At 71.9% G+C, this 24,675-nt stretch carries 18 protein-coding genes, 2 tRNA genes and 1 pseudogene; 10 read left to right on the forward strand and 11 right to left on the reverse strand.

Annotated elements, in window-relative coordinates; genetic code table 11:
• The 3 genes and pseudogenes from ACWEBX_RS26960 to ACWEBX_RS26970 form a co-directional block, all read right to left on the reverse strand.
• A pseudogene (locus ACWEBX_RS26960) lies at positions 1 to 120 on the reverse strand (DNA-directed RNA polymerase subunit alpha); the annotation flags it as partial.
• 129 nt (positions 121 to 249) lie between these two features.
• Positions 250 to 1,683: an IS701 family transposase gene (locus tag ACWEBX_RS26965; RefSeq protein ID WP_451887394.1), complete on the reverse strand. Its 1,434-nt coding sequence runs from the start codon at positions 1,681 to 1,683 to the stop codon at positions 250 to 252.
• A 134-nt stretch (positions 1,684 to 1,817) separates the two neighbouring features.
• Positions 1,818 to 3,968, reverse strand: a complete 2,151-nt coding sequence (locus tag ACWEBX_RS26970) for a SpoIIE family protein phosphatase (RefSeq protein ID WP_451887395.1) — start codon at positions 3,966 to 3,968, stop codon at positions 1,818 to 1,820.
• Between the two features lie 260 nt (positions 3,969 to 4,228).
• Between ACWEBX_RS26970 and ACWEBX_RS26975 the strand changes: the two genes are divergently transcribed.
• A complete protein-coding gene (locus ACWEBX_RS26975) occupies positions 4,229 to 6,046 on the forward strand; it encodes an ABC transporter ATP-binding protein (protein WP_451887396.1) in 1,818 nt (605 codons plus the stop codon).
• Positions 6,047 to 6,073: 27 nt separating this feature from the next.
• Here ACWEBX_RS26975 and ACWEBX_RS26980 read toward each other — a convergent pair whose 3' ends face one another.
• The 3 genes from ACWEBX_RS26980 to ACWEBX_RS26990 all read right to left on the reverse strand — a co-directional run bounded on the left by ACWEBX_RS26980 (position 6,074) and on the right by ACWEBX_RS26990 (position 9,861).
• Positions 6,074 to 7,813, reverse strand: coding sequence for a GAF domain-containing protein (locus tag ACWEBX_RS26980; protein ID WP_451887397.1), 1,740 nt, complete (start codon positions 7,811 to 7,813; stop codon positions 6,074 to 6,076).
• Positions 7,814 to 8,119: 306 nt separating this feature from the next.
• Positions 8,120 to 8,854, reverse strand: coding sequence for a CBS domain-containing protein (locus ACWEBX_RS26985; protein WP_451887398.1), 735 nt, complete (start codon positions 8,852 to 8,854; stop codon positions 8,120 to 8,122).
• Between the two features lie 194 nt (positions 8,855 to 9,048).
• Positions 9,049 to 9,861, reverse strand: a complete 813-nt coding sequence (locus ACWEBX_RS26990) for an SAM-dependent methyltransferase (RefSeq protein WP_451887399.1) — start codon at positions 9,859 to 9,861, stop codon at positions 9,049 to 9,051.
• Positions 9,862 to 10,171: 310 nt separating this feature from the next.
• On the opposite strand from ACWEBX_RS26990, the gene ACWEBX_RS26995 reads away from it, so the two are divergent.
• Together ACWEBX_RS26995 and ACWEBX_RS27000 are read left to right on the forward strand one after the other, a co-directional pair.
• Positions 10,172 to 11,359 carry a thiolase family protein gene (locus ACWEBX_RS26995; protein ID WP_451887400.1) on the forward strand — a complete coding sequence of 396 codons (1,188 nt, stop codon included), beginning with the start codon at positions 10,172 to 10,174 and terminating at the stop codon, positions 11,357 to 11,359.
• 260 nt (positions 11,360 to 11,619) lie between these two features.
• A complete protein-coding gene (locus ACWEBX_RS27000; RefSeq protein WP_451887401.1) occupies positions 11,620 to 12,393 on the forward strand; it encodes a sulfite exporter TauE/SafE family protein in 774 nt (257 codons plus the stop codon).
• A 10-nt stretch (positions 12,394 to 12,403) separates the two neighbouring features.
• On the opposite strand, the gene ACWEBX_RS27005 is transcribed toward ACWEBX_RS27000, so the two are convergent.
• The 3 genes from ACWEBX_RS27005 to ACWEBX_RS27015 all read right to left on the reverse strand — a co-directional run bounded on the left by ACWEBX_RS27005 (position 12,404) and on the right by ACWEBX_RS27015 (position 16,149).
• On the reverse strand, positions 12,404 to 14,488 hold the full coding sequence (locus ACWEBX_RS27005; RefSeq protein ID WP_451887402.1) for an MDR family MFS transporter: 2,085 nt from the start codon (positions 14,486 to 14,488) through the stop codon (positions 12,404 to 12,406).
• A gap of 75 nt (positions 14,489 to 14,563) precedes the next feature.
• Positions 14,564 to 15,334, reverse strand: a complete 771-nt coding sequence (gene cobF / locus ACWEBX_RS27010; RefSeq protein WP_451887403.1) for a precorrin-6A synthase (deacetylating) — start codon at positions 15,332 to 15,334, stop codon at positions 14,564 to 14,566.
• A gap of 290 nt (positions 15,335 to 15,624) precedes the next feature.
• Positions 15,625 to 16,149, reverse strand: a complete 525-nt coding sequence (locus tag ACWEBX_RS27015) for a DUF309 domain-containing protein (protein ID WP_451887404.1) — start codon at positions 16,147 to 16,149, stop codon at positions 15,625 to 15,627.
• Between the two features lie 100 nt (positions 16,150 to 16,249).
• Between ACWEBX_RS27015 and ACWEBX_RS27020 the strand changes: the two genes are divergently transcribed.
• Both ACWEBX_RS27020 and ACWEBX_RS27025 read left to right on the forward strand, forming a co-directional pair.
• A tRNA-Pro gene (locus ACWEBX_RS27020) sits at positions 16,250 to 16,323 on the forward strand.
• Positions 16,324 to 16,413: 90 nt separating this feature from the next.
• Positions 16,414 to 17,142 carry a 2-phosphosulfolactate phosphatase gene (locus tag ACWEBX_RS27025; RefSeq protein WP_451887405.1) on the forward strand — a complete coding sequence of 243 codons (729 nt, stop codon included), beginning with the start codon at positions 16,414 to 16,416 and terminating at the stop codon, positions 17,140 to 17,142.
• On the opposite strand, the gene ACWEBX_RS27030 is transcribed toward ACWEBX_RS27025, so the two are convergent.
• On the reverse strand, positions 17,121 to 17,657 hold the full coding sequence (locus tag ACWEBX_RS27030; protein WP_326784256.1) for an NUDIX hydrolase family protein: 537 nt from the start codon (positions 17,655 to 17,657) through the stop codon (positions 17,121 to 17,123). The genes ACWEBX_RS27025 and ACWEBX_RS27030 overlap by 22 nt on opposite strands.
• A gap of 174 nt (positions 17,658 to 17,831) precedes the next feature.
• On the opposite strand from ACWEBX_RS27030, the gene ACWEBX_RS27035 reads away from it, so the two are divergent.
• The 5 genes from ACWEBX_RS27035 to ACWEBX_RS27055 all read left to right on the forward strand — a co-directional run bounded on the left by ACWEBX_RS27035 (position 17,832) and on the right by ACWEBX_RS27055 (position 22,772).
• Positions 17,832 to 18,695 (forward strand): intradiol ring-cleavage dioxygenase, encoded by an 864-nt coding sequence (locus ACWEBX_RS27035; RefSeq protein ID WP_451887406.1) that lies wholly within the window; start codon positions 17,832 to 17,834, stop codon positions 18,693 to 18,695.
• Positions 18,692 to 19,786, forward strand: a complete 1,095-nt coding sequence (locus ACWEBX_RS27040) for a maleylacetate reductase (protein ID WP_451887407.1) — start codon at positions 18,692 to 18,694, stop codon at positions 19,784 to 19,786. The genes ACWEBX_RS27035 and ACWEBX_RS27040 overlap by 4 nt, the downstream gene beginning before the upstream one ends.
• A 305-nt stretch (positions 19,787 to 20,091) precedes the next feature.
• On the forward strand, positions 20,092 to 21,528 hold the full coding sequence (locus ACWEBX_RS27045) for a hypothetical protein (protein ID WP_451887418.1): 1,437 nt from the start codon (positions 20,092 to 20,094) through the stop codon (positions 21,526 to 21,528).
• Positions 21,529 to 21,801: 273 nt separating this feature from the next.
• The gene (locus tag ACWEBX_RS27050) at positions 21,802 to 22,569 is read left to right on the forward strand and encodes an NPP1 family protein (protein ID WP_451887408.1); all 768 of its coding nucleotides are present in this window, start codon (positions 21,802 to 21,804) and stop codon (positions 22,567 to 22,569) included.
• 129 nt (positions 22,570 to 22,698) lie between these two features.
• Positions 22,699 to 22,772, forward strand: a tRNA-Pro gene (locus ACWEBX_RS27055).
• 130 nt (positions 22,773 to 22,902) lie between these two features.
• Here the strand turns inward: ACWEBX_RS27055 and ACWEBX_RS27060 are convergent.
• Positions 22,903 to 24,570, reverse strand: coding sequence for an FAD-dependent oxidoreductase (locus ACWEBX_RS27060; RefSeq protein WP_451887409.1), 1,668 nt, complete (start codon positions 24,568 to 24,570; stop codon positions 22,903 to 22,905).
• Positions 24,571 to 24,675: the final 105 nt, after the last annotated feature.

The raw sequence follows: 24,675 nt of genomic DNA on the forward strand, positions 1-24,675 counted from the left end.
GCGGCGCAGGGAGTTGCCGAGGGTGTAGCCGAAGCCCGGCTCCAGCGGCTCGATCACGAACCGGGAGCGGAACTCGTCGACGACCTCTTCGGTCAGGGACGGACGCTGAGCAATCAGCACGGGGTGTTGCCTCCAGTGGCTTGGCGCCCGCTATGTGACGCCGTAGACACCACAAAGGGTACGGGCGATACGGGCGATCCGGCCTCCGCAGAGGCCGAACCGCCCGTCTCCCCAACCCGGCGGGGATGCCTAGCGGTGGTTTGTTAGAGCGGGGTGTAGAGGTCGATGGGTCTTCCGGCGACGACGGCGTTGATCAGGTTCTGGAGTTCGGTGGGCGGGGGCTTGGCTGTCCAGGCTCGCCAGTAGCGTTGCAGCGTGGCCCAGGGCGTCAGCCAGCCACGGACGGCTCGGATTGCCTTGGGCCAGCTGGCCGGGTGGGGCTGTTGGGACGGTGGACGGCCCCCTCTCTGCCCAGCCGGCGGCCGGTTTCTGGTCGTCGGCGGGTGGAGGTGGGGCGAACCAGGTGTCCCAGCAGAAGGAGAACGCGCAGGTGACGAGGGTCTGGTGACGGCGGATGGCGTTGTCGGAGCGGACCTGGAAGTCGGCCCATCCGAGTTCGTCCTTGACCTGTTTGTAGCTCTGCTCGATCCAGTGCCGGAGGCCGTAGATCCGCACGATCTCGGTCAGGTCGGCCGGCTGGATCGGGTTCTCGGCCGCACGTGGTCCGCCGGGCCTGGGCAGGTCGGTGGCCAGGTACCAGGTGGACTGTGCGGGCAGGGCGGCCGGGTCGGTGGTGGCCACAACCAGGCGGACGTTTCCGTCGGGGCCCCACCAGCCCAGGTGTGCGTCGGCGGCCCACCAGGTGGTGGTGTGCCCGTCGCGGAAGGTGCGGGTGACTGCGCTCCAGTCGCCCGGCTCGTCCGGGTCGCGCCAGGCCAGGGCGCGGGCGGCATCGACGGGGGTGTATGCCTGGTCGCCGTAGGCCCAGGCGCCGTGGCGGGGCTTGATCGCCATGACGAACGGCAGTCCGGCATCGGCCAGTTCACGGCGGAAGCCGTCTTGGTCGCCGTAGGCGCAGTCGGCGGCCACCGCCCGCAAAACCACTCCCGCTTCCTTCGCCTGCCGGACCAGAGCGGCTCCGATCTGCAGCTTCGTACGGAAGGCCGGGTCGTTCCTCCCGTTCGGGAAGTGGTGGGCGGGGGTATAGGGCACGGCGTGCAGCGGGTAGTAGACGCGCTCGTCCGCCCAACACGTGGTCACGGTGACCACGCCACGGTCGATCTTCCCGACGGAGCCCAGGTACTGCTTGCCCACGTGCGCGGTCGCACTCCCGTCCTTGCGGTCGCCGGAGTCGTCGATCACCAGCACGCCGCCCGGGTGCGGGGCGGTCGCCGGATCGGCCAGCAGCATCTCGACCCGCCGGGTGTTGACCTTCTCGTGGTCCCACGTCGACTCGGACAAGAAGAACTGCAGGCGCTGCACCGACCGGTGCTGGGCGCCGGCCACCGGCTCCGTGCCGGCCAGGCAGGTCAGCGTCTTGTTCCGGTCTCGCGGCAGGAGCAGACCGGTCAAGTACTCACGGAACCCGCGCCGTTGTGCCAACGTGGAGAACAGGTCATCAAAGCGTGCGGCGTAGGCCTCCAACGGGCCAGGTGCAGGCGGACACGGCACACGACGGGTCATCACGAGCCCCCTGGCGGCGAAGCGACGTTCCTCTGCTACCGGCCTACTGCAGCTATGACCCGCCGTCAACAAACCACCGCTAGACGAGAGGGCGGCCTTCGACGTCTTTCGGGCCTGCCTCGCACCCGCGTGTCTCACGGTGTCCCCGCTCCGACCGGTGCGGGTCTCGCCGGCATCGACGGCGGAGACGACGGGACGAGGTCCTGTTCGGCCCAGATCGACTTGCCCCGGCTGACGCCCCGGACGCCCCAGCGGCGGGTGAGCTGTGCGGTGATGAAGAGCCCGCGCCCGTGCTCGTCCGTGTCCAGGGCCCGGCGCAGGTGCGGGGCGGTGCTGCTGTCGTCGGCGACTTCACAGGTGAGGGTGTCGCCGAGGATCAGCCGCAGCCGGATCGGACCCTTGGCGTACCGGACGGCGTTGGTCACCAGCTCGCTGACGATGAGCGCGGTGTTGTCGACGAGGTCGGTGTCCACGTCCCAGTGGGCCAGTTGGGTGGTGGCGGCCTTGCGCGCCAGGGAGACGATCGCGGGGTTGTTGGGGAAGGTCCAGGTGTTGGTCCGGTCGGGGCCGAGTGTGCGGGTGCGGGCCAGGAGCAGGAAGGCGTCGTGGTCGAGCCGGTCGGGAACCAGATCCAGGGCGAGGGAGTCGCACAGCGCCTGAAGGGAGGGGCCGGGTGCGGCCTCGCCGATCCGGCTCGGCAGCGACCGCTCCATCATCGGGGGATCGGCCAGGAGGGCGTGGTTGTAGAGCAGCAGGGTGCTGCCCGTGGGCAGGGCGCGTTCGGTCGACCGGTACTGGGCGATGCCCTGGCCCAGCGGGGGGCCGGGGTCGACGTCGAGGGCTTCGACCTCTCCGCCCGGGTGTATCAGGACGGGTGCGGGGTGTCCCGCGCTCGCCGCCGTGCAGAGACGGGTGACCGGGTCGTAGACGACGTAGAGGCAGCTCGCCGGGGCGGTGTCGGGCGCGGGGAGGCCGGGCGTGCCGACCGGAACCGGCTGGGGGCGGCTGGCGAGGTCGTGCAGGCGTTCCAGGATCTCGTCGGGCGGCAGGTCGAGGTCGGACAGCGCCTCGATCGCGGCCCGCAGTTCGCCCATGGCCGCGGGGTCGGCGGCGTCCGCCTCCGCGGTGGTGTCCCCGGCGACGAGCGCGATCCTGGCGCCGGACAGGGGGATGACGTCGAACCAGGCGCCGCCCGTCCCCGCGGGCAGGTAGGTGTGGGCGAGGTCGACCGCGGCGGCTCTGGGCGTTTCGGGCTGGGCCAGCCGTCCGGTGAGGATGCGGGCCGTGGAGCGTTCGCGTCCGTACTGGCGGGCGTTGTCCAGGCAGAGGGCGGCGTGGGTGGTGAGCTGCTCCGCCAGGGCCAGGTCCTTGTCGTCGAACGGGGTCGGATTGCGCCACCGGTAGAAACAGGCGAGTCCGAGCACGAGGCCCCGGGCCCGGATGGGGACGAGCAGCATCGAGTGCACTCCGGCGGTCAGGATCCGGGCGTCGCGCCGCCGGTCGGGGTCGAGCCAGGAGGCATCCGGGTTCAGCCGGCTGATCAGCCTGGGCGCCAGGGTGTCCAGGGCGGCTCGGTAGGGCGTGGCGGGCGGATAGGTGGTGAGCTCGCCCATCTTGGGCACGCCCTGGAATTCGGGACCGGCCGCTGAGCGGAAGCCCGCACGCCGCAGGGCTGCCCCCTGGTCGCGGGACTCCGGCGTGGGCGCGTGGCCGCGTACGACGGTGTCGTAGACGTCGATGGTCACGGTGTCGGCCAGCCTGGGGACGGCGAGGTCGCCGAACTCCGCCGCGGTGCGGAACACGTCCAGAGTGGTACCGACCCGGGTGGCGGCTTCGTTCAGCAGACGCAGACCCGCCTCGGCCCGTACGCGGGCGGTGACGTCGGTCAGCGTGGCGGCGACGCCGAGCACGGTTCCGTCGGCGTGCTGGAGCCGGAGAACGTTGACCGAGGCGACCGCCTCGACGGTGGGCCCGCGCCGGCTGCGGAGCCGGACGGGCAGGTCGAACACGGGGCTGCCGGACTCCAGCACCTGCCGGGCGGTCCGCTCGATGACGTCGCGGTCGGGGATGTCGAAGGCCTGGAGTATCTCGGACAGGGAGCACCCGACCATGCGGTCGATCGGGAACTCGCGCATCATGCGCGCGGCGGTGTTCACCCGTACGAGTCGCAGGTTCCGGTCGTAGATGTGCAGGCCGGCCGGAGAGCGGGAGAACAGCGCGTCCAGGAGCGCGTCACCCAGCTCCTCGCCTGCCGAGTCGGCTGTCGAACCGTATCCATCTGCCACGACGGAACACCTCGATGAGTCGGCAACGATCCGTCGGACCGATCCAACCCCCGCCGACGGGCTCCTGCCACCGGAGCAAGGCCGCCTCCGCCGGAGCAAGGCCGCCGATGGCCGAGAAAAACGCTTGGACCGTGTGGCCGCCGTCACGGGACCATGTAACTTCTTGCCTTCCTATGTCCGGACATCGACGCCTTGGGGAGCCGAGGCGAGGTGACCCCCGGACGACGCGGCGGGCAGCCGTACGACGACACAGGGTTGTGATGGCATCTCCTGAAGCGCGCAAGGCCTTACCGGGCAAGGGCTCGGTCCTCCTCGCACTTCGCTACTACGGAAGGGAGCTGCGCAGGCTCCGCCGGCTGACCGTGCCGGGCATGCTGCTGCCCGCGCTGGGCAACATCGGGATCAGCTACGTCGCGCCGCTCGTCGTCGCGAAGCTCGTCGGCCGTATCGCGGCCGACGGCAGTGGTGTCTCCGCCGGTGACGCCCTGCCGTACGTCCTCGCCTTCGGCGGTGTTCTGCTCCTCGCGGAGGCGTGCTGGCGCCTCGGCCTGCACTGCCTCAACCGCCTGGACGCCCTCGGCATCGAGCGGCTGTACGTGATCGGCATGGACGAGCTGTTCGCCAAGGACGCCGCGTTCTTCCACGACAACTTCGCCGGCTCGCTGACCAAACGGGTGCTGAGCTTCGCCTCCCGTTACGAGGAGTTCGTCGACACGATGACGTTCCAGGTCGTGGGCAGCCTCGTGCCGCTGGTCTTCGGGTCGGTGGTGCTGTGGCGCTACGAACCGCTGCTGGTCCTGGGACTCCTGGCGATGATCGCCGTGACCGCGGTGTGCGTGGTGCCGCTCATCCGCCGCCGTCAGGCCATCGTCGACGAGCGCGAGGAGGCGATCGCCCGGGTCTCGGGCCATGTCGCCGACAGCCTGATGAACATGGACACCGTACGGGCCTTCGCCGCCGAGGAGCGCGAGGCGGCGGAGCACCGCTCCCGGGTGGCGGTGTCGCGGCGGCTCACCCTCCAGTCGTGGGACTACGGCAATCTGCGCATCGACACGTTCGTCGCGCCGATGTCCGTCCTGACCAACGCGCTCGGCCTGCTGCTCGCGATCACGCTCGGCGGGGGCGGGCACGGCGTGGAGGCGGTGGTGGTCGCCTTCACGTACTACGCCAACGCGACCCGGATCATGTTCGAGTTCAACCAGATCTACCGGCGTCTGGAAAGCTCGATGACGGAGGCCGCGCAGTTCACCGAGCTGCTGCTGTCGCCGCCGACCGTGCTCGACCCGGCCGCTCCCGAGCCGCTGCGGGCGGGTGGCGCCGATGTCCGCTTCGAACAGGTGACCTTCACCCACGGCGGGGCCGAGCCGCTCTTCACCGGGCTCGAACTGGCCGTGCCGAGCGGAGCGAAGGTCGGACTGGTCGGCCGGTCGGGCGGCGGCAAGACCACGCTCACCCGGCTGCTGCTGCGGATGACCGACATCGAGGGCGGCCGCATCCTGATCGGAGGCCAGGACATCAGCAAGCTGCGGCAGGCCGATCTGCGCGGCCTGATCGCGTACGTACCGCAGGACCCGGCGATGTTCCACCGCTCGCTGCGGGACAACATCGCGTTCGCCCGTCCGGACGCCACCGAGGAGGAGATCCGCCGCGCGGCCGAGGCGGCACACGTCACGGAGTTCGCCGACGCGCTGCCCGACGGCTTCGCGACCATGGTCGGAGAGCGTGGCATCAAGCTCTCCGGCGGCCAGCGCCAGCGGGTCGCCCTCGCCCGCGCGATCCTGCGCGACGCGCCGATCCTGCTGCTCGACGAGGCGACCAGCGCCCTGGACTCCGAGAGCGAGATCCTCGTCCAGTCGGCTCTCTGGCGGCTCATGGAGACGCGTACGGCGCTCGTGGTGGCCCACCGGCTGAGCACCGTGGCCACCATGGACCGGCTCGTCGTCCTCGACCGCGGAAAGATCGTCGAACAGGGCACGCATCAGGAACTGCTGGCCTCGGAGGGCGCCTACGCGAAGCTGTGGCGCCACCAGTCGGGCGGCTTCATCGACGACGGTCCCGACACGGCCGACCGGTGCTGAAGCGGAGCGGCCCGAGGACGTCGGAGATCAGCCGGGTTCGTCGTCCCGGTGCAGCGGCACCGTCCACTCCAGGACGGTGCCGCTCGGCTCGTTGGCCGTCAGGGTGCAGGTGCCGCCGAGGTGTTCGGCGCGGGTGCCGATGTTGCCGAGGCCGCTGCGGCGGGTGACGTCGGGGCCGATGCCGCGGCCGTTGTCCGCCACGCGCAGCCGCAGCGCGGTGGAGGCGGCCTCGGCGGTGACCTCCACGGCGGTGGCGTCGGCGTGCCGGGCGGTGTTGGACAGGGCCTCGCGCAGGACCGCGACCACGTGTTCCCGCTGCTCGTCGGACACGTCGGTGTCCAGCAGGCCGCTCATGCGCAGGGAGGGGGCGAAGCCCAGCGTCTCGGCCGCGCGGCCGACCTCGGTGACGAGCCGGGTACGCAGACCGGCGGTGGCGTCGGACCGGTCGCTCTCCCGCAGGGCGTAGATCGTGGAGCGTACGACCTTGATCGTGTCGTCGAGATCGTCCACCACCCGCTGGACGCGTTCGGCCACGTCGGGCCGGTCGGCGAGGCGGTTGAGCACCGACTGCAGGCTGAGCCCGCCGGCGAAGAGCCGCTGGATGGCCAGGTCGTGCAGATCGCGCGCGATGCGGTCACGGTCGTTGAGGACGAGGAGCTGTTCCGCGTCACGGCGGTGCTCGGCGATCTCCAGGGCCAGCGCGGCGTGGCCGGCGAACCCCTCGATCATGTCGATCGTGGCGTCGGGGAACGCGGTGCCGCCCTGACGGTTCGCGACCTGGAGAACGCCCCGCACCCGCTCCTGGGTGCCGAGCGGGATCACGAACGCCGGGCCGAGGTCGAGAACCGACGCGCTGCCCGTACCGGTGCGCGGGTCCTGGCTGAGCGAGGTGCTGACGATGCGCTCGCCGGAGGCGTACACCTTGGCCGCGAGGCTCGTCCCGTCGGGCAGGGTCAGCCCCCGCACCTGGTCGGCGTCGCATCCCTCGGCGGACTCGATCACGAGGTCCGTGGTCCCGGTCAGCGGCAGCGCCAGCGTGACCAGATCCGCGTCGGACAGCTCCCGGACGGTCGCCGTGAACGCGTGCAGGACGTCGACCGGATCGGCGCCGGACAGCAGGGTGCGGGTCAGCTCGCTGCTCGCGGCCAGCCAGCGCTCGCGGCGCCGGGCGTCGTCGTACAGCCTGGCGTTGTCGATGGCCACACCGGCCGCCGCGCCGAGCGTGCGCAGGACGGCCTCGTCCTCGGCGTCGAACGCGGCCCCGCCGTGCTTCTCCGTGAGGTACAGGTTGCCGAAGATCTTGTCGCGGACCTGCACGGGGGTGCCGAGGAACGTGGTCATCGGAGGGTGGCCGGGCGGGAAGCCGACGGAGTCCGGGTGGTCGCTCAGCACGGGGAGCCGCAGTGCGTGCGGCTCGCGGATGAGCAGGCCGAGGATGCCCTCTCCGCGGGGGTAGTGACCGATGCGGGCGATGGTCTCCTCGTCGATGCCCACGGTGATGAACTGCTTGATGCCGCCCTCGTCGCCGAGGACGCCGAGCGCGCCGTAGCGGCAGTCGACGAGCTGCACCGCGGATTCCACGATCTGGCGCAGGACCACGTCGAGGTCCAGATCGCTGCCGATCGCGAGGACCGCCTCGAGAAGGGTGTGCACCCGGTTCTGGGTGCCGCGCACACGCTCCACCTGCTCCTGGAGGTCCTCTAGCAGGGCGTCCAGCCGGAACTGCGGGGCCGATGGCTCCTCCGGACGGTGTGCGCTCTGGTCCATTCGAGATCCCCTCAGTTACCACCCGTCGAAGCCATGATGCCCGACCGTCCGTGCCCGTGGTCGGGCACCTGTCCGGATCGCGGCGACGGTTTCAGGGGCGGAAGGGAGGAACGCACGCGAATGGTTCAGGAGGGGGCGGGGAGGCCCGCCGCGGTGCGGAGGAGACCGGATCGCCAGGGCCCGGAAGGGGGCAGGAGAGGTCAGGAGGGGGGCGGGAGGGGTAAGGAAGGACAAGGCCGGACGGGGGGACGCGGGTACTTCGCGGCGCCTGACGGCAGAGTCTCGACATCGTCGCGGTGCCTGACGTCAGGGTCTCGGCACCGGCTCGGCGGGGCGGGTGTCGTCGACACGGAAGGCCAGGCTGTTCATGACGCCGACGACACCGTCGACCCGCCACGTCAGCCGGATGGCCTCCGGGATCTCGCTGCGGTGTTCGAGCCGCCCCTCCAGCGTCACCACGCCGTCGCCCACCGAGACGCTCACGGCGGTCAGCGGCAGTGACAGCGCGTGCCCCAGCACGTCGTCGGCGACCTCCCGGTGGATCTCCTCGTCCGTCCGCAGGAAGACCCGCAGCAGGTCGCGGCGGGTGGCGATCCCGATCAGCCGGTCCTCCTCGTCCACCACCGGAAGCCGCTCGACACGATGGCGCTCCATGACCCGGGCGGCATCGGCCACGCGCTGCTCCGGATGCACGGTGATCGCGGGCGTCGACATGAGCTGCTCCACGGTCGTGCCGCGGACACCCCCGACCCCCGCGGCGGTCGCGCGGCGCGCGGCCCGCTCGGCTCGGTGCGGCCACGGCAGCGCGCGGCGCAGCGGCGACGGAAGCCGGCGCCGGACCCGTCCGTTGCCGGACCGTACCGCCTGCAAACGCAGCAGATCGGTCTCCGAGATCACGCCCACGACCTTGTCGTCGTCGTCCACGACCGGCAGCCCGCTGATCCCGTACCGGTCCAGCAGCCGGGCCACGTCTTTGAACGACATCCGCCGATGCGCCTCGACGACCTCGTTGGTCATCACCTGCCCGACGATGAGGGTCATCTCGGCACCTCGCTTCCTGCTCGGACGGCTTCCCATCGTGCCGTCCGGGCGTCCACGGGGGCACGGGGGCACGGTCCTCGGCCGGGGGCCGGACCGCCCCCGCCGACAGGTCCAAGGACCCGGGCCCGGCACTCCCGGCGCTTCGATCGCCGGCGCTTCGAGCCCTGCCGCTTCGCGTCCCGGCGTTTCGAGTCCTAGCGCTTCAGACCGACCCCGCCGTACAAGGACACCGGTTCGTCGCCGATCGAGGTCTCGCCCTCCGCGAGCTCGGGACGCCAGTCCTTCACCGAGACGACACCGGGCTCGACCAGGTCCAGCCCCTCGAAGAAGCGGCTCACCTCGGCGTGCGAGCGGCCCACCAGGGTGACACCGCCGCGCGCGTACGCCTCGACGCCCCTGCGGACCTCCTCGGGCTCGAAGTCGGCGGTCATCGCGGACAGCGCCAGGAAGCTGCCCGGCGCCAGCGCGTCGACCAGGGTCCCGACCAGTTCGTACGCGCCGCTGTCGTCGGCGATGAAGTGCATCAGGGCGATCAGCGACAGGGCCACGGGACGGTCGAGGTCGAGCACGCGCGCGGCCTTGTCGAGGATCTTCCGCGGCTCGCGCACGTCCGCGTGGAGGTACTCCGTGATGCCCTCGTCGGTGCCGCGCAGCAGTGCCTCGGCGTGGGCGAGGACGATGGGGTCGTTGTCCACGTAGACAACCCGTGCGTCCGGAGCGGTGCTCTGCGCGATCTGGTGGAGGTTGGGCTCGGTGGGGATGCCGGTGCCGATGTCCAGGAACTGGCGGATTCCCGCCGTACGGACGAGGTGCCGGGTGGCCCGCTGCATGAACCAGCGGTTGCTGCGCGCGGCCCGTTTGGCTCCGGGATCACGCGCCGTGATCTGCTGCCCGAGCCGTTCGTCGACCGGGTAGTTGTCCTTGCCGCCCAGATACCAGTCGTACACCCGTGCCGGATGCGGCCTGGTGGTGTCGATCCCGACCGCGCCGGACTCCGCCCCCGTCATACGACAACTCCCCGTTCCATCGGCCCTGTTGCCCCGGCGGCCTGGGTTCGGCGGGGGCGCGCGAGCAGTCTGCCATTCGCGCGGGGGCCGGAGCGGGCGGCCGTCGATCCTCGGCCACCGCCCGGCCGCCCCGACCGCGGGACGATCCCGCACGGGGCCGGATGTTCGGGGCGGAGGGGCGCATACCGGCCAAGGGAGGGATCTTCCCAAGGGTCCGGCGCGGGGCTATAGTCCGAAACTAGCAGTGCTAATTAAGGTGTGTTCGTCCATGTCCGGTGCCCGTTCGCCGGTGTCCCCCAGGAGTCCTGTCGTGCGTCCCGTCCACTTCGCGGCCGCCCGCCGCACGCCCATCGGCAAGCTGCGCGGTGCCCTGTCCTCCGTGCGGCCCGACGATCTCGCCGCGGGCGTCATTCGCGCTCTCGTCGCCGAGGTGCCCACCCTGGATCCGGCCCGGGTCGACGACGTCTACTGGGGCGCCGCCAACCAGGCCGGCGAGGACAACCGCAATGTCGCCCGCATGGCCGCGCTGCTCGCCGGACTGCCGGACAGCGTGCCCGGCGCCACCGTCAACCGGCTCTGCGCCTCCGGGCTCGAAGCCATCACGACGGCCGCCCGCGCCATCGCCTCGGGCGAGGCCGACATCGTGCTCGCCGGAGGCTCCGAGTCGATGAGCCGGGCCCCCTTCGTGCTGCCCCGCCCGGACGAGGCGCTGCCGCACCGCATCGAGACCGTCGACACCCGGCTCGGCTGGCGGCTGGTCAACCCGGCGATGAAGGACCTGCACGGCGTGCTGTCGATGGGGGAGACCGCGGAGGAGGTCGCCGAGCGGTACGGCGTCTCGCGCGAGCGGCAGGACGCTTTCGCGCTGCGCAGCCACCAGCGTGCTGCGGACGCCCGCAAGAATGGGTACTTCGACGCCGAGGTGCTTCCTGTGGAGCGTCCCGACGGGGTGATCGTCGACAGCGACGAGTGCATGCGTGAGGACACCTCGCTCGACAAACTGGCCCGCCTCAAGCCGGTGTTCCGCGCCGGCGGCACGGTCACCGCGGGCAACGCCTCGCCGATGAACGACGGCGCCGCCGGGGTGCTGCTCGTCAGCGAGGAGGCCCTGAACGATCTGGGGCTGGAGTCGCTCGGACGCTATGTCGCCGGCGCCTCGGCCGGCGTCGATCCCGACGTCATGGGCATCGGTCCGGTGCCCGCGACCCGGAAGGCGCTCGGACGCGTCGGCTGGACCGTCGCCGACATCCAGGAGGCCGAGTTCAACGAGGCGTTCGCCGCCCAGGCCCTCGCCTGCGTGGACCGCCTCGGCATCGACCCCGACCTCGTCAACCCGACCGGCGGCGCCATCGCGCTCGGCCACCCGCTCGGCGCGTCGGGCGCCCGCATCCTCACCACCCTGCTGCACCGCATGCGTCGCACCGGCGCCGAGCGCGGCCTGGCCACGATGTGCGTCGGCGTGGGCCAGGGCAGCGCGGTCCTGGTGGAGCGCCACTGACGGACACCGAGGCCCGGCGAAGCAGCCCTTCCGGCGTTCGAGCAGCACCCGGCGCACCGGTTGACCCTGGCGCGCCGGTTCACCCCGGCGTACCGGTTGACCCCGGCGTACCGGGCGACCCGGGTGTGCCGGGCGGGAGGTTCTGGCGCGCCCGTTGACCGCGGTGTACCGGCCCACCCCGGTGCGCCGTTGACCTGGAACGCCCCCGGAGGGACCCTCGTCGCCCGGGCGGGAAGCGTGGGCATAGCATCGACCCCCGCATGAACACGATGACGCTCTGGCACATATCCCCGGGGGAGTTCGCCGCCCTCGCCGCCGCGGCTCTGCTCGTCGGCTTCTCCAAAACCGCCGTCAGCGGCGCCAACACGGTCAGTCTGGCGGTCTTCGCCGCCGTACTGCCGGCTCGCGCCTCGACCGGGGTCCTGCTGCCCCTCCTGATCGTCGGCGACGTACTCGCCGTCGCGACCTACCGGCGCCATGCCCACTGGCCCACGCTGTGGCGGCTGTTCCCGGCGGTCGCCGCCGGCGTCGTCCTCGGCACGCTCTTCCTGGTGTGGGCCGACGACGGGGTCGTACGGGCCTCGATCGGCGCGACCCTGCTGCTGATGACCGGGATCACGCTGTGGCGCCGCCGGGCCGCCGCCCAGGACGAGGAACCCGACGCGGTCGTGACCCGCGCGGGCCGGGCCAAGGCGCGGTCCTACGGTGTCCTCGGCGGCTTCACCACCATGGTCGCGAACGCGGGCGGCCCGGTCATGTCGATGTATCTCCTCTCGGCGGGCTTCCGCAAGCTCGGCTTCCTCGGCACCTCCGCCTTCTTCTTCCTGATCGTCAACGTCTCCAAGCTGCCCTTCAGCGCGGGCCTCGGGCTGATCAACGGCCGCTCGCTGCTGCTGGACGCGGCCCTGGCCGTGTTCGTCGTGCCGGGGGCGTTCCTCGGGAAGTGGGCGGTGAAGCGCATCAACCAGCTTCTGTTCGAACGTCTGGTGATCGTGGCGACGGTGGTGGGCGGAGTGCAGCTCCTGCTCCCCTGACCCGGTGCGGTCAGCCCGGTGCGGTCCCGGACAGTTCCGGGGTCCGGCCCGGCAGGCCCTGCGTCAGGTCCTCGACCAGCAGACGCTTGGCGATGGTGTCGACGGCGGCGCGCAGTTCCGCGCCGGACGGGCGGCCGATGTCCTGCTCCACCCGTCCGGCGAGCCAACGGCCCCAGGCCTCGCTGATCACCCGCGCCTCGCGCTCGCCCGCCGCGGTGTGCGAGAACAGCAAGCCGTGCCGGGTCAGATACCCCTCCTCGACCATGCGGTCGAAGACCGGGACGAGCACCTCGGGAGGCAGATGGCGCCGGGCCGCGATCAGCGAGAGGTTGGCGTGCCCGACCATGCGGGTGAACAGCTCCACCTGCATCACGGCCCAGGCGCCCGCCACGTCCAGCCGGGTGTCGGACTCGAAGACGATCCGGCGCGCGGTCTCCATCTCCGTGGTGCCGATGATCTTCCCGACCGAGGCCTCCAGCAGCCGCTGGGAGTCCGCGGTGGACGGGGACGCGAATCCCTCGCCCATGTCCGTCGAGCCCAGGCGCGCGCTGTCGCGCAGCTCCACCTGCTTGAGGAACAGCGCCACGACGAAACCGAGGAGCGCGACCGGGACCGTCCACAGGAACACCGTGTGGATGGTGTCGGCGTAGGCGTCGATGATGGGCGCGGCCGCGCGCGGCGGCAGATCGTGCAGGCCGTCAGGGCTCTGCGCCGCTTTGGCGATGACGGCCGGCCCGGCGGCGCCCGTCTCGGCGGCCGCCCTGACCCCGTCGGCCAGGTTGGGCCCGAGCGCGTTGGTGTAGATCGTGCCGAAGACGGCCGTGCCGAACGAACTGCCCAGCGTACGGAAGAAGGTGACCCCGGACGTCGCGGTGCCCAGATCGGTGTACTCGACGGTGTTCTGCACGGCGATCGTCAGCACCTGCATGCACAGCCCGATCCCGGTGCCGAGCACGAACATGTACAGGGACTCCAGCCACGCCCCGGTACCCGGGCCCATGCGCGACATCAGGTAGAGCCCGACCGCCATCACGAGGGAGCCGACGATGGGGAAGAGGCGGTACTGCCCGGTCTTGCTCACCACGTTGCCGCTGAAGACGGACGCGATGAGCAGCCCGAGGACCAACGGCAGCGTGCGCACACCCGAGACCGTGGCCGACTCCCCGTCGACGTACTGCAGATACGTCGGGAGATAGGTCAGCGCGCCGAGCATCGCGAAACCCACGATGAAGCTGAGGATCGAGCAGACCGTGAAGACCGGATTGCCGAACAGCCGCATCGGCAGCATCGGTTCGGCCGCGCGGGTCTCCACCAGGCAGAACAGCGCGAGCGCGATCAGACCGCCGACGAACAGGCCGATGATCGTGGGCGAGCCCCAGGCGTACTCGTTGCCGCCCCAACTCGTCCCCAGGATCAGCGCGCTGGCCCCGACCGCGACCAGCGCGATACCCAGGTAGTCGATGACCGGCCGGGTCACCGACTTGACCACGGGGATGGTGCGGGCCGCCGCGATCACGACGACGATCGCGAGGGGCACGTTGATGTAGAACGCCCACCGCCACGACAGATGGTCCGTGAACAGGCCGCCGAGCAGCGGTCCGATGACCGTGGCCACACCGAAGACGGCACCGATGGCGCCCTGGTACTTGCCCCGTTCGCGCAGTGGGATGACGTCCGCGATCAGGGCCATGGAGGTCACCATCAGACCGCCCGCGCCGACCCCCTGCACCGCACGCCAGGCGATCAGCAGCGTCATGTTGGTGGCGAGCCCGCACAGGAAGGAACCCGTGATGAAGATGACCGCCGACGCCTGGAAGACCAGCTTGCGGCCGAACAGGTCGCCGAACTTGCCGACGAGCACGGTCGCCACGGTCTCGGCCAGCAGATAGGCGGTCACCACCCACGACATGTGCGCGGCCCCGCCGAGGTCCGACACGATCGTCGGCAGCGCGGTGCCCACGATCGTCTGGTCGAGCGCGGCGAGCAGCATGCCCAGCACGATCGTCGCGAAGACGATGTTGCGGCGGCGGTTGTCCAGCACCGGTGGCCCGGGCACCCCCGCCGGGGCCGGCGCGGTGTCCTCCGTGATCGTCACAATCGCCACCCTCACACCGGTGGGCTCTCCGTGCATGCGGGGCGACCCGCCCGGCGTACGGGCCGGCCGGACGCTCTACTCCCGCGGATTCCTGCGCAGCAGATAGGTGTCCATGATCCATCCCTTGCGTTCCCGGGCCTCGGCGCGCAGGCGCTCGATACGGGGGGCCGCCTCGGCGATCGGACCCGAGGCGAGGATCTCGTCCGGCGTGCCGATGTAGGCGCCCCAGTAGATGTCGATGTCCTGGTCCGCGTACTGCCCGAACGCCTGATGGGCGTCGAGCATCACGACCACGTCGTCCACCCCCTCGGGGAAGCCCTCCGCGAGGCGCCGCCCGGTGGTGATCTGCACGGGCCGGGCCACCCGGTTCAGCCCCGTGCGGTGCCGGGCGACGAGCGCCGAGACGCTGCTGATCCCGGGCACCACGTCGTACGAGAACGCCACCGCGCCCCGGTCCAGGATCTCCTCCAGGATGCCGAGCGTGCTGTCGTACAGAGCGGGATCGCCCCACACCAGGAACGCGCCGGTCTCGTCCTCGCCCAGCTCCTCGGCGATCAGCCGTTCGTAGATGGCGGCGCGGGCGCTGCGCCAGTCCCCGACGGCCGGTGAGTACGCGGAGCCGCCCGCGGTCCGGTCCCGGTCCGGGTCGCGGGCCTCGACCAGGCGGTACGCCCCCTCGGGTATGTGCGCGTCCAGGATGTCGCGGCGCAGTTGGACGAGGTCCGACTTCACCTCGCCCTTGTCCAGGATGAAGAACACGTCGGTGTTCCTCAGCGCCTTGACCGCCTGCAGCGTGAGCTGATCGGGGTCGCCCGCTCCGATGCCGATGACATGAATCTTTCGCACACCGAGAGTCTGCCCCACGCCACTGACAGTGGACGCACCGGCCGGGACCCGAGCGCGTGCGCCAGGCCCGTGCCCTGGTCAGGTGGCCCGGAGGCGCAGCCACGTAGAGGCCCGCGCCTTGGCCAGGTGGCCCGGTCAGGGCGGCCCCGTCGATGCCCGTGCTCTCGTGCGGTGGCCCGCTCGTGCGGTGGCCCGCTCGTGCGGTGGCCCGCTCGTGCGGTGGCCCGCTCGCGCGGCCCCGCCGATCCCCGCGCTCCGGTGACGTGGCCCCGGCGATGCCCGCGCTCCCGTCAGGCGGCCGGGCCCCGCAGCCGCGGCGACGCCTTCGCCGCGTCGGTCTGTCCGCCGTCGCGCTCCACGACGGCCGCCAACTCCCGTGCCCAGCGGGCGATCTCCGCGAGGTCCAGGTCGTAGGGCCGCGGCCGTCCGGTCGCCGCCGTCCACTCCTCGACCGCTCCGGCCCCGCGCCGCAGCAGCCGCGCGCCGCCCGTCACGTTCCCCCGGGCCGCGTGGGTGAGCCCCACGGCGAGCTGGGCCAGCCCCCGCCAGAGCCCGCGCTCCTCCTCGGGACCGGACTTCCAGGCGTCCTCGAAGACCTCGTGCGCGTGGAACGGCCGGCCCGCGTCCAGCAGTGCCTGCGCCTCGGCGACCGTCTCCTCGGGACGGCGCACGACGCCCTCCGGCGCCCGCTCCACCCCGGCCGCGCCGTACGGCAGCGGGCGCCCCAGTCCGTCCCGGGGCCGGGCGTTGCGGGCCCGCCCCTCGGCGTCCCGATCGCGTCCGCCGGCCCGCCGCGTCTCAGATGTCCCGGTCATACGCCGATTGTCGCGCGCCCCCGGCCCCCTGCGGAGCAGCCCCCGGCGTGGGGTAAAGTTCTGTTCGCACGATCACGCGGGTCACCGCGGGTGAAGGCACCGGGACGTGGCGCAGCTTGGTAGCGCACTTGACTGGGGGTCAAGGGGTCGCAGGTTCAAATCCTGTCGTCCCGACTTGCTTGAACGCAGGTCGCAGGCCGTTTCCGCCGAGGCGGGAGCGGCCTTTTCCGTTGTCCGGGGCCGGGCGTGCGCCATGATGACGCGATGGACGCCCGATTCCTCGGTATCGCCGAGCTCACCGAAACGCCGTCCGTCGCGGTCGTGGTCGACGTCATGCGTGCCTTCACGGTGGCCGCCTGGGCCTTCGGCCGGGGCGCGGAAAAGATCGTTCTCGCGGAGTCCCTGGACGAGGCTCTGGCGCTCAAGGCCCGCCACCCGGACTGGGTGGCGCTCAAGGACGGTCCGCCCGCCCCGGGGTTCGACCTCGTCAATTCGCCGGGCCTGCTGCGGTCCGTCGACCTCGGCGGACGGACCGTCGTGCAGAAGACCACGGCGGGGACGGTCGGCGCCCTCGCGGTCGAGCACGCCTCGCTCGTCCTGTGCGCCGGCTTCGTGGTGGCCGAGGCGACGGCCCGGCTCCTGCGGGACCGCCGGTGCGCCGGCGTCACCTTCGTGGTCACCGGTGAGGACGGCCGCGCCGAGGAGGATCTGGCGTGCGCCCAGTACATCGCCGGGCGGGCCGCCGGGGCCGGGACGGACGCGGCCGGGTTCCTCCGCCGGGCCGGCGCGTCCCGTGCCGCCACCGAGCTGGCGACCGGGGTGCGGCAGGGCGTCCATCCCGACGACGTCGCACTCTGCCTCGAGCTCGACCGCTTCCCCTTCGCCATGGTGGCGGCCCCGGAGGGCCCGCTCATGGTCCTGCGCCCGCGCGCCACCGCTGCGGGCCGCTTCGAGACCGCCGGCCCCCCGCGTCAGGCGATACGTCCGACGTAGGCCAGCGCCTGCCGCAGCAGAACGCCGTGACCGCCCGGCATGTCGTCCGTGACCACGGGGGACGCGGCCTCCTCCGGGCTGAACCAGACCAGGTCCAGGGCGTCCTGCCGCGGGCGGCAGTCGCCGGTGACCGGGACGATGTACGCCAGGGACACGGCGTGCTGGCGCGGGTCGTGGAACGGCGTGACCCCCAGCGTCGGGAAGTACTCCGCGACGGTGAAGGGCTGCAGGGAGGCCGGGATCCGGGGGAGGGCCACCGGACCGAGGTCCTTCTCCAGGTGGCGCAGCAGGGCGTCCCGGACCCGCTCGTGGTGCAGCACACGGCCGGAGACGAGGGAGCGGGTGACCGTTCCGTCCGGACCGATGCCGAGCAGGAGCCCGATGTGGGTGACTTCGCCGTTGTCGTCGACGCGCACCGGTACGGCTTCGACGTACAGGATCGGCATGCGGGCGCGGGCCGATTCCAGTTCGTCACGGGACAGCCAGCCGGGCGTGGTTTCGGTCAAGTCAGACATTGCTTGATCATACTTTCCGTGCGTCCGGTGCGGGCGTGATGTTCCAGGTCAACGATGCCTCACGGAAAGGGTCATTGTGTGTTCTTCGGCGTCGGTGACGATGTTTCGGGCCACCGGCCGGTCTCGTAGCCTGGGCACGCTCGGCAGGACGACCGGCTGGACCTCGGGAGCGGCATGGCCAGAGAATTCACCACGGAGATCACCGACGCTGTCGTCGACAGCTTCGCGGGCACGGCCGATCCGAGGCTGCGTGACCTGCTCGGCGCACTCGCCCGCCATCTGCACGCCTTCGTCCGTGAGACCCGGCCGACGACCGCGGAGTGGGAGCGCGCCATCGCCTTCCTCACGGCGACCGGGCGGATGTGCACGGACACCCGGCAGGAGTTCATCCTCCTGTCGGACGTCCTCGGCGTGTCCATGCTGGTGGACTCCCTGAACGGCCACGACGACCCGGGCGCGACGGAGTCGACCGTCCTCGGACCGTTCCACCTGACGCGGTCGCCCGTACGGGAACTCGGCGCGACCATCGACCAGGTGGGCGCCGGCGAGCCGTGCGTCGTCAGCGGCCGGGTGCTCTCCCGCGACGGCGGTCCGCTGCCGGGTGCCGTCCTCGACGTGTGGCAGGCGGACGAACGGGGCTTCTACGACGTCCAGCAGCCGGACGTCCAGCCGCCCGGCAACGGCCGCGGGCTCTTCACCGCCGACGCCGAGGGCCGCTTCTGGTTCCGCACCTGTGTACCGAGCCCCTACCCGATCCCCACCGACGGTCCGGTCGGCGCCCTGCTCGGGGCCACCGGCCGCCACCCTTGGCGCCCCGCCCACATCCACTTCATCGCCTCGGCCGAGGGCCACGCCCCCGTCACCACGCACATCTTCGTGGCGGACAGCCCCTATCTGGACTCCGACGCCGTCTTCGCCGTGAAGCGGAGTCTCGTACAGGACTTCGCCGAGACCGACGATCCTTCGCTGGCACGGGCGTTCGGTGTCGCGAACCCCTTCCGGCACGCCCGCTTCGACCTCGTCCTGGAGCATGAATGACCACCCCGCCGAGCGCCCCGCTCGACTTCACCTACGAGACCCGGCCCGCCCGGGTCGTCTTCCGGCCCGGCGCCTCGGTCACCGCGACACCGGGGGAGGCCGCGCGGCTCGGGCTGCACCGGGTCCTCGTGGTGTGCGGCGGCCGGGGTGTGGACGCCGCGCGCGCGGTGGCGGACGCGCTCGGCGACAGTTGCGCGGGAGTCCACACCGGTGCCCGGATGCACGTCCCCGCGGAGGTCGCCGACCGGGCAGTCGAGGTGGCACGGGACATGGCCGCCGACGGGTGTGTCGCCGTCGGCGGCGGATCCGCGATCGGCCTCGGCAAGGCGATCGCGCTGCGCACCGGCCTGCCGCTGATCGCCGTGCCCTCCACCTACTCGGGCTCCGAGATGACGTCCGTGTGGGGCCTGACCCAACAGGGTGTCAAACGCACCGGACGCGACTCCTCCGTACAGCCGCGCTGCGTCGTCTACGACCCCGACCTCACCCTCGGCCTCCCGGTCCCGCTCTCGGTGACCAGCGGTGTCAACGCCCTCGCGCACGCGGCCGAGGCGCTGTACGCCCCCGACGCCTCCCCGCTCGTCTCCCTGATGGCGGAGGAGGGCGTACGGGCGATGGCCGGCGCCCTTCCCGGCGTGGCCGCGGACCCCGCCGATCCACAGGCCCGCGCCCGGGCCCTGTACGGCGCCTGGCTCTGCGGTTCCTGCCTCGGCGCGACGACCATGGGCCTGCACCACAAGCTGTGCCATGTCCTCGGCGGCACCTTCGGTCTGCCGCACGCCGAGACCCACACCGTGGTCCTCCCGTACGCCCTTGCGTACAACGCGTCCGCCGCGCCGCGGGCGCTCGCCGTCCTGGCGCGGGCCCTGGGCGCCGACGACGTCCCCCGTGCCCTCCGGGACCTCGCGGGAGGCCTTGGCGCTCCCCGTACTCTGGCCGAACTCGGCTTGAGGGAGGCCGACTTGGCGCGCGCGGCGACGATGGTCGCCGCCGAGTCCTACCCCAACCCCCGTGAGGTCACGGCGAACGGCGTACTCGGGCTGCTGACGGCCGCCTACGAGGGCTGGGAGCCGCGGAGCGAGACTCCCTAGGGGCGGCGGGGGCGCTTGCGCCGCTCCGGGAGCCGGCGGGCTGGTTCGCCGCGCGCGGGGGCCGGGCCGGGTCCGTCGATCCGTCTCGTCTCCGTGTCTGCTGACGGCACGTCATATACGTTGTGGCACAGGTTGGTTGAGCGGTCGACGACTCTTCGGGTCGTTCCGGGCAGGGGTGGCGCACATCACCCTGACGGGCGCCGAAACGTGCGGCGGGGCTTCGCGGGTTCATGACACTCTCACCTCTGGTTACCCGTCGGTAATCCTCAGCCACCCCCCACCCTCCTCAAGGACTGACCTTGCGTATCCGCAAGCGGCCCTCGCGGGCCGTCGTGCCCGCGCTCGCCGCATCCGCCCTCTTTCTCGCCGCCGGCTGCTCCGCGAGCTCCGCGGAACCGTCCTCCCGGGCCGACCGCGCCCGGCCGGCCGCGGCCTCCGCCTCCTCTTCCGCGGACGCCGGGCAGCCGCTCGCCGTCGCCGCGGCCCCCGAGGCGGCGGCCACCTCGACCGCCGTGGCCCGTCCGGGCGGCCGGGCGCACCGTGCCGCCCTCAAGGTGGCGTCGTACGACAGCAAGACCCGACGGGCCGTCATAGCGCCTGTGGGGAAGGGTGGTTCGGGTGGCGGGGTGACGGAATCCCCGTCCCCGTCCCTGTCCGCCGGGAGCACGGCGAAGCCGCACGGCACCACCGTGGGTGATGTCATCGCCAGCGCTCCCGCACCCGGTGCCCCCGACGGCCTTCTGGCGAAGGTGACCGAGGTGATCGGCGAGCGCGGTGACGGCACCGAGGTGCAGACCGCCCCGACGACCCTGGACGCGCTGCTCGGTGCCGGCGACGCCAAGGGCTCCGTCCCCGTCGGCCCGGCGTCCTTCGACGTCGAGAAACTGCTGCCGGACGTGCAGGTGTCCTGGGCCGGGGACGGAGGCGTCCGTGTCGGCCCCGAGGGAGCGAAGGTTCCGCTCGGCAGCCTGCGGATCGATGTCGACGCGAAGGTGGCGACCGCACCGGGGGCACCGGCGTCGGCGGCGGCATCCGTGTCCGGCTTCGTGCAGGTCGCACCCGATGTCGACTTCTCCTACGGCGGTGACGCGGCCCGCTCCGGGCCCGGGGCCGCCTACCTCGGTGTCTCCGGCGACTGGGACGCGCAGTGGGCGGTGAAGGGGCGTGCGGCCGCCTCCGCGCAGCCCCGGCGGGTGCCGTTCGCCAAGCTGCACGCCGACCCCGTTCTCCAGGTCGGACCGATTCCCGTCGTGGTGAACCTCGATCTGACCTGCTACTTCCAGATCGGCGCCGACGGAACCGTCACGGTCGACGTCGAGGAGCATCTCAAGGGTGACTTCAAGGCCGGCGGCACCTTCGGTCCTGCCCAGGGGTGGACGCCGGTCGACGAGTCGCACATGACGAGCAGTCCGGTGCGTACCTCCGTCACCGCGGCGGGACGGGTGAAGGCGGCCCTCGGCGCCGAGGCCACCGTCGGCCTCTACGGTGCCGTCGGTGTCACCGCCGACCTGGCCCCGTACCTGCGGGGCGAGGCCGCGGGCTCGGCCGAGGCCGCGACCACGACCGGGTCCACGGTGAAGACGGACGTCACCGCGACGGGTGACTGGGCCCTCTACGGCGGTGTCGACCTGACCGGCACCCTGCGGATGCAGTTGTCCGTCTTCGGTACTCCCGTGTTCCAGCGTGCCATTCCCCTGGGCGTGTTGCACCGGGAGTGGAAGCTCGCCGACGGTCGTGTGTAGGTCCCGGACACGTCCGGCGTCCACCTGAGGCCGGAGGGCCGCACCTCCCTTGCCCGCCTGTCAACCACACTGGCGGGCAAGGGAGTTGTGCTACGGCGAAACCCGACTTCCTCCAAAAGGTGTTTCGCCTCTCCCTGTTGGGAGATCCTTCATCGCACCGAGACCCGCGACCCCTGGTGCTTTTCGCGCACGCCCGGGAGGCTGACCTGGGCATGCCAAGACGACCGCCCTGGCCTGCCCCGCCCCCACGCCGCGGTCGATCTGGAGGAAGCAGTGACAAGAAGCTCGCGGATCCGCAAGGTCTCGCTGATCCTCGGCAGCGCCGTCGCGCTGGTCGTCGCCTTCCCGGGCAGCGCCCTCGCCGACCCGCCCACGGCCTTGCCCGGGAACGCGGACGCACTGGAGTCGACGTACCAGCCCGCCTTCGACTACGACACCGACGGCTGCTACCCGACCCCCGCCATCGGCCCCGACGGGACCGTCAACCCCGGCCTCAAGCCCTCCGGAGCCCTGAACGGCCACTGCCGCGACTCCTGGGACCTGGACAACACCAACGGGTACTCCCGCGAGAAGTGCAACAACGGCTGGTGCGCCATCATCTACGGCCTCTACATGGAGAAGGACCAGGCCGTCGTCGGCAGCGGCCTGGGCGGACACCGCAACGACTGGGAGCACGTCGTCGTGTGGGTCCAGGACAACCAGGCCAAGTACGTCTCCACGTCGGCCCACGGCAACTTCAACATCTACACCCGGGACCAGATCCGCTGGGACGGAACGCACCCCAAGGTCGTGTACCACAAGGACGGCATCGGCACCCACTGCTTCCGGCCCGCCAACACCAACGACGAGCCGCCGGAGAACCATTACCACACCTGGCAGTTCCCGACCCTGGTCGGCTGGAACGGCTACCCCGCCGGGCTGCGCGACAAGCTCACCTCGTACGACTTCGGCAGCGCTCACTTCGGCCTCAGGGACGACAGCTTCAACGGTCACCTGGCGAAGGCCAAGCCCGCCGGCATCGCGTTCGACCCCAACGCCTGACCCGGTCCCTGGGGCGACGACCCCCACCCCCGCTGCGCTGCGACGATGACCGTGTGTGCGCGGCCGTCCACCGACGTGGGGTAGGGTTCGGGATGCGCGAACACGTGGACCATCACGTGCGAGACGCATCGGGACGTGGCGCAGCTTGGTAGCGCACTTGACTGGGGGTCAAGGGGTCGCAGGTTCAAATCCTGTCGTCCCGACGGGAGCTTTCGCTCCGACGTCGCAGGCCGGAGGCCGTATCGGAATTCCGATACGGCCTCCGGTCGTTCTCCGTACCCCTAGGGCGCCCGCGCCCGGCCGACGCCGACGGCCCGCGACCGCCCGGAAAGGTCAGGCCTGGTCCAGCAGGGCGACCAGGGCCTTCCGCAGGGTCGTCCGGGGGTCCTTGGACGGGCCCTCGGAGCGCCAGGCGACGAAGCCGTCGGGGCGGACCAGCACCGCGCCGTCCTCGCTCACGCCGTGCACCTGCGCCCAGTCCGTGTCGCCCGCGGGGACGAGGTCCGCCTCGGGGCCGCCGCCGACCCGGTACGAGTCGAGCGGGACGGACAACTGCCGGGCCGTGTCCTTCGCCGCCGCGTGCCACGCGCCGGCGCCGTCCGCCGAGCTCAGCAGCACCATGGAACGCTCGTACAGATCGAGGGTCGAGATCCGGGCGCCGGCGCGGGTCAGCCACATGTGCGGCGCCCGGCTTCCCGGCTCGCCCGTCAGCCGTACGCCGTCGGGCACGACCGGAGCGGACTGATCGGCGCCGAGGACCGCGCCCCGCGGGTAGCGGTAGGCGAGCGCCACATTCAGGATGCCGCCCTTCTTCCCGCCGGGGCCGCCCTGCCCGGCCGCCGCGGGCTCCGGGGTGTACCCGGGGTGGCTGTGCTCCACCGAACGCGACGAAGCACGCGCGCTCGTCGCCTCCGCGACCGGCCGGCGCTCGGCGTCGTACGACTTCAGCAGTCCCGGTCCTGCCCAGCCGGCCAGCACGGCCGACAGCTTCCAGGCGAGGTTGTGGGCGTCCTGGATACCGGTGTTGGAGCCGAACGCCCCGGTGGGGGACATCTCGTGGGCCGAGTCGCCGGCCAGGAACACCCGTCCCTGCGCGTACCGTTCGGCGACCCGCTCGGCGGCGTGCCAGGCCGCCCGGCCGGTGATCTCCACGTCGAGATCCGGCACGCCGACGGCCCGCCGGATGTGCTCCACGCAGCGCTCGTCGGTGAACTCCTCGAGGGTTTCCCCGTGTTCGGGGTGCCAGGGGGCGTGGAAGACCCAGTGCTCCTGGTTGTCGACGGGCAGCAGAGCACCGTCGGCCGCCGGGTCGGTCAGATAGCAGACGATGAACCGGCGGTCGCCGACCACCTCCGCGAGCCCGCGCGAGGTGAACGTGAGGCTCACGTTGTGGAACAGGTCGCCCGGCCCGGTCCGGCCGATACGGAGCGTGTCGCGGACGGGGCTGCGGGGACCGTCCGCCGCGACGAGATAGTCCGCGCGGATCGTCGTGTGCTCGCCGGTCTCCCGGCTCTTGACCTTCGCCGTCACCCCTTCGGAGTCCTGCTCGTACGACATCAGCTCCGTCGAGTACCGCAGGTCGCCCCCCAGTTCCCGGGCACTGGCCAGCAGCACCGGTTCGAGGTCGTTCTGGCTGCACAGGCACCACGCGCCGGGGCTGAAGCGGGCCAGTCCGCCGCCGGGGTCGATCTCCTTGAACAGCCACTCCCCGGCGTCGCCCACCAGGGTCGGCGTCTGCAGGATGCCGTGGTTGTCCGCGAGGACCGACGCCGCCTCCTCGATGCGCCGCTGGACGCCGGCCACCCGGAAGATCTCCATGGTGCGCACGTTGTTGCCGCGCCCCCGCGGGTGCCGGGACGTGCCCGCGTGCTTCTCGACCAGGACGTGCGGCACCCCGAGGCGCCCCAGGAACAGTGAGGTCGACAGGCCCACCAGAGAGCCGCCGACGATGAGGACGGGCGTGCGGAGACCGTTCTCGCCGGCCCCTTCGAATCGGTTCATCGATTGCCTCCAGCGTCGCCTGCGACGCGAGTCAGGGATGGGGATGCAGTTTCCATGCCCGGTGGGGGCCGGTTCGCGCGGCAGGGGCACCCGGATGGCGCGCGG

This window comes from Streptomyces sp. NPDC005070 (assembly GCF_053600395.1).

Bases quoted from the DNA above. Each gene is read 5' to 3' on its own strand.
- ACWEBX_RS27015 (WP_451887404.1), bottom strand. From the start codon at position 16,149: ATGACCGGGACATCTGAGACGCGGCGGGCCGGCGGACGCGATCGGGAC.
- ACWEBX_RS26980 (WP_451887397.1), bottom strand. From the start codon at position 7,813: ATGGACCAGAGCGCACACCGTCCGGAGGAGCCATCGGCCCCGCAGTTC.
- ACWEBX_RS27035 (WP_451887406.1), top strand. From the start codon at position 17,832: ATGGCCAGAGAATTCACCACGGAGATCACCGACGCTGTCGTCGACAGC.
- ACWEBX_RS26985 (WP_451887398.1), bottom strand. From the start codon at position 8,854: ATGACCCTCATCGTCGGGCAGGTGATGACCAACGAGGTCGTCGAGGCG.
- ACWEBX_RS26975 (WP_451887396.1), top strand. From the start codon at position 4,229: ATGGCATCTCCTGAAGCGCGCAAGGCCTTACCGGGCAAGGGCTCGGTC.
- ACWEBX_RS27040 (WP_451887407.1), top strand. From the start codon at position 18,692: ATGACCACCCCGCCGAGCGCCCCGCTCGACTTCACCTACGAGACCCGG.
- ACWEBX_RS26990 (WP_451887399.1), bottom strand. From the start codon at position 9,861: ATGACGGGGGCGGAGTCCGGCGCGGTCGGGATCGACACCACCAGGCCG.
- ACWEBX_RS26965 (WP_451887394.1), bottom strand. From the start codon at position 1,683: ATGACCCGTCGTGTGCCGTGTCCGCCTGCACCTGGCCCGTTGGAGGCC.
- ACWEBX_RS27000 (WP_451887401.1), top strand. From the start codon at position 11,620: ATGAACACGATGACGCTCTGGCACATATCCCCGGGGGAGTTCGCCGCC.
- ACWEBX_RS27060 (WP_451887409.1), bottom strand. From the start codon at position 24,570: ATGAACCGATTCGAAGGGGCCGGCGAGAACGGTCTCCGCACGCCCGTC.
- ACWEBX_RS27025 (WP_451887405.1), top strand. From the start codon at position 16,414: ATGGACGCCCGATTCCTCGGTATCGCCGAGCTCACCGAAACGCCGTCC.
- ACWEBX_RS27030 (WP_326784256.1), bottom strand. From the start codon at position 17,657: ATGTCTGACTTGACCGAAACCACGCCCGGCTGGCTGTCCCGTGACGAA.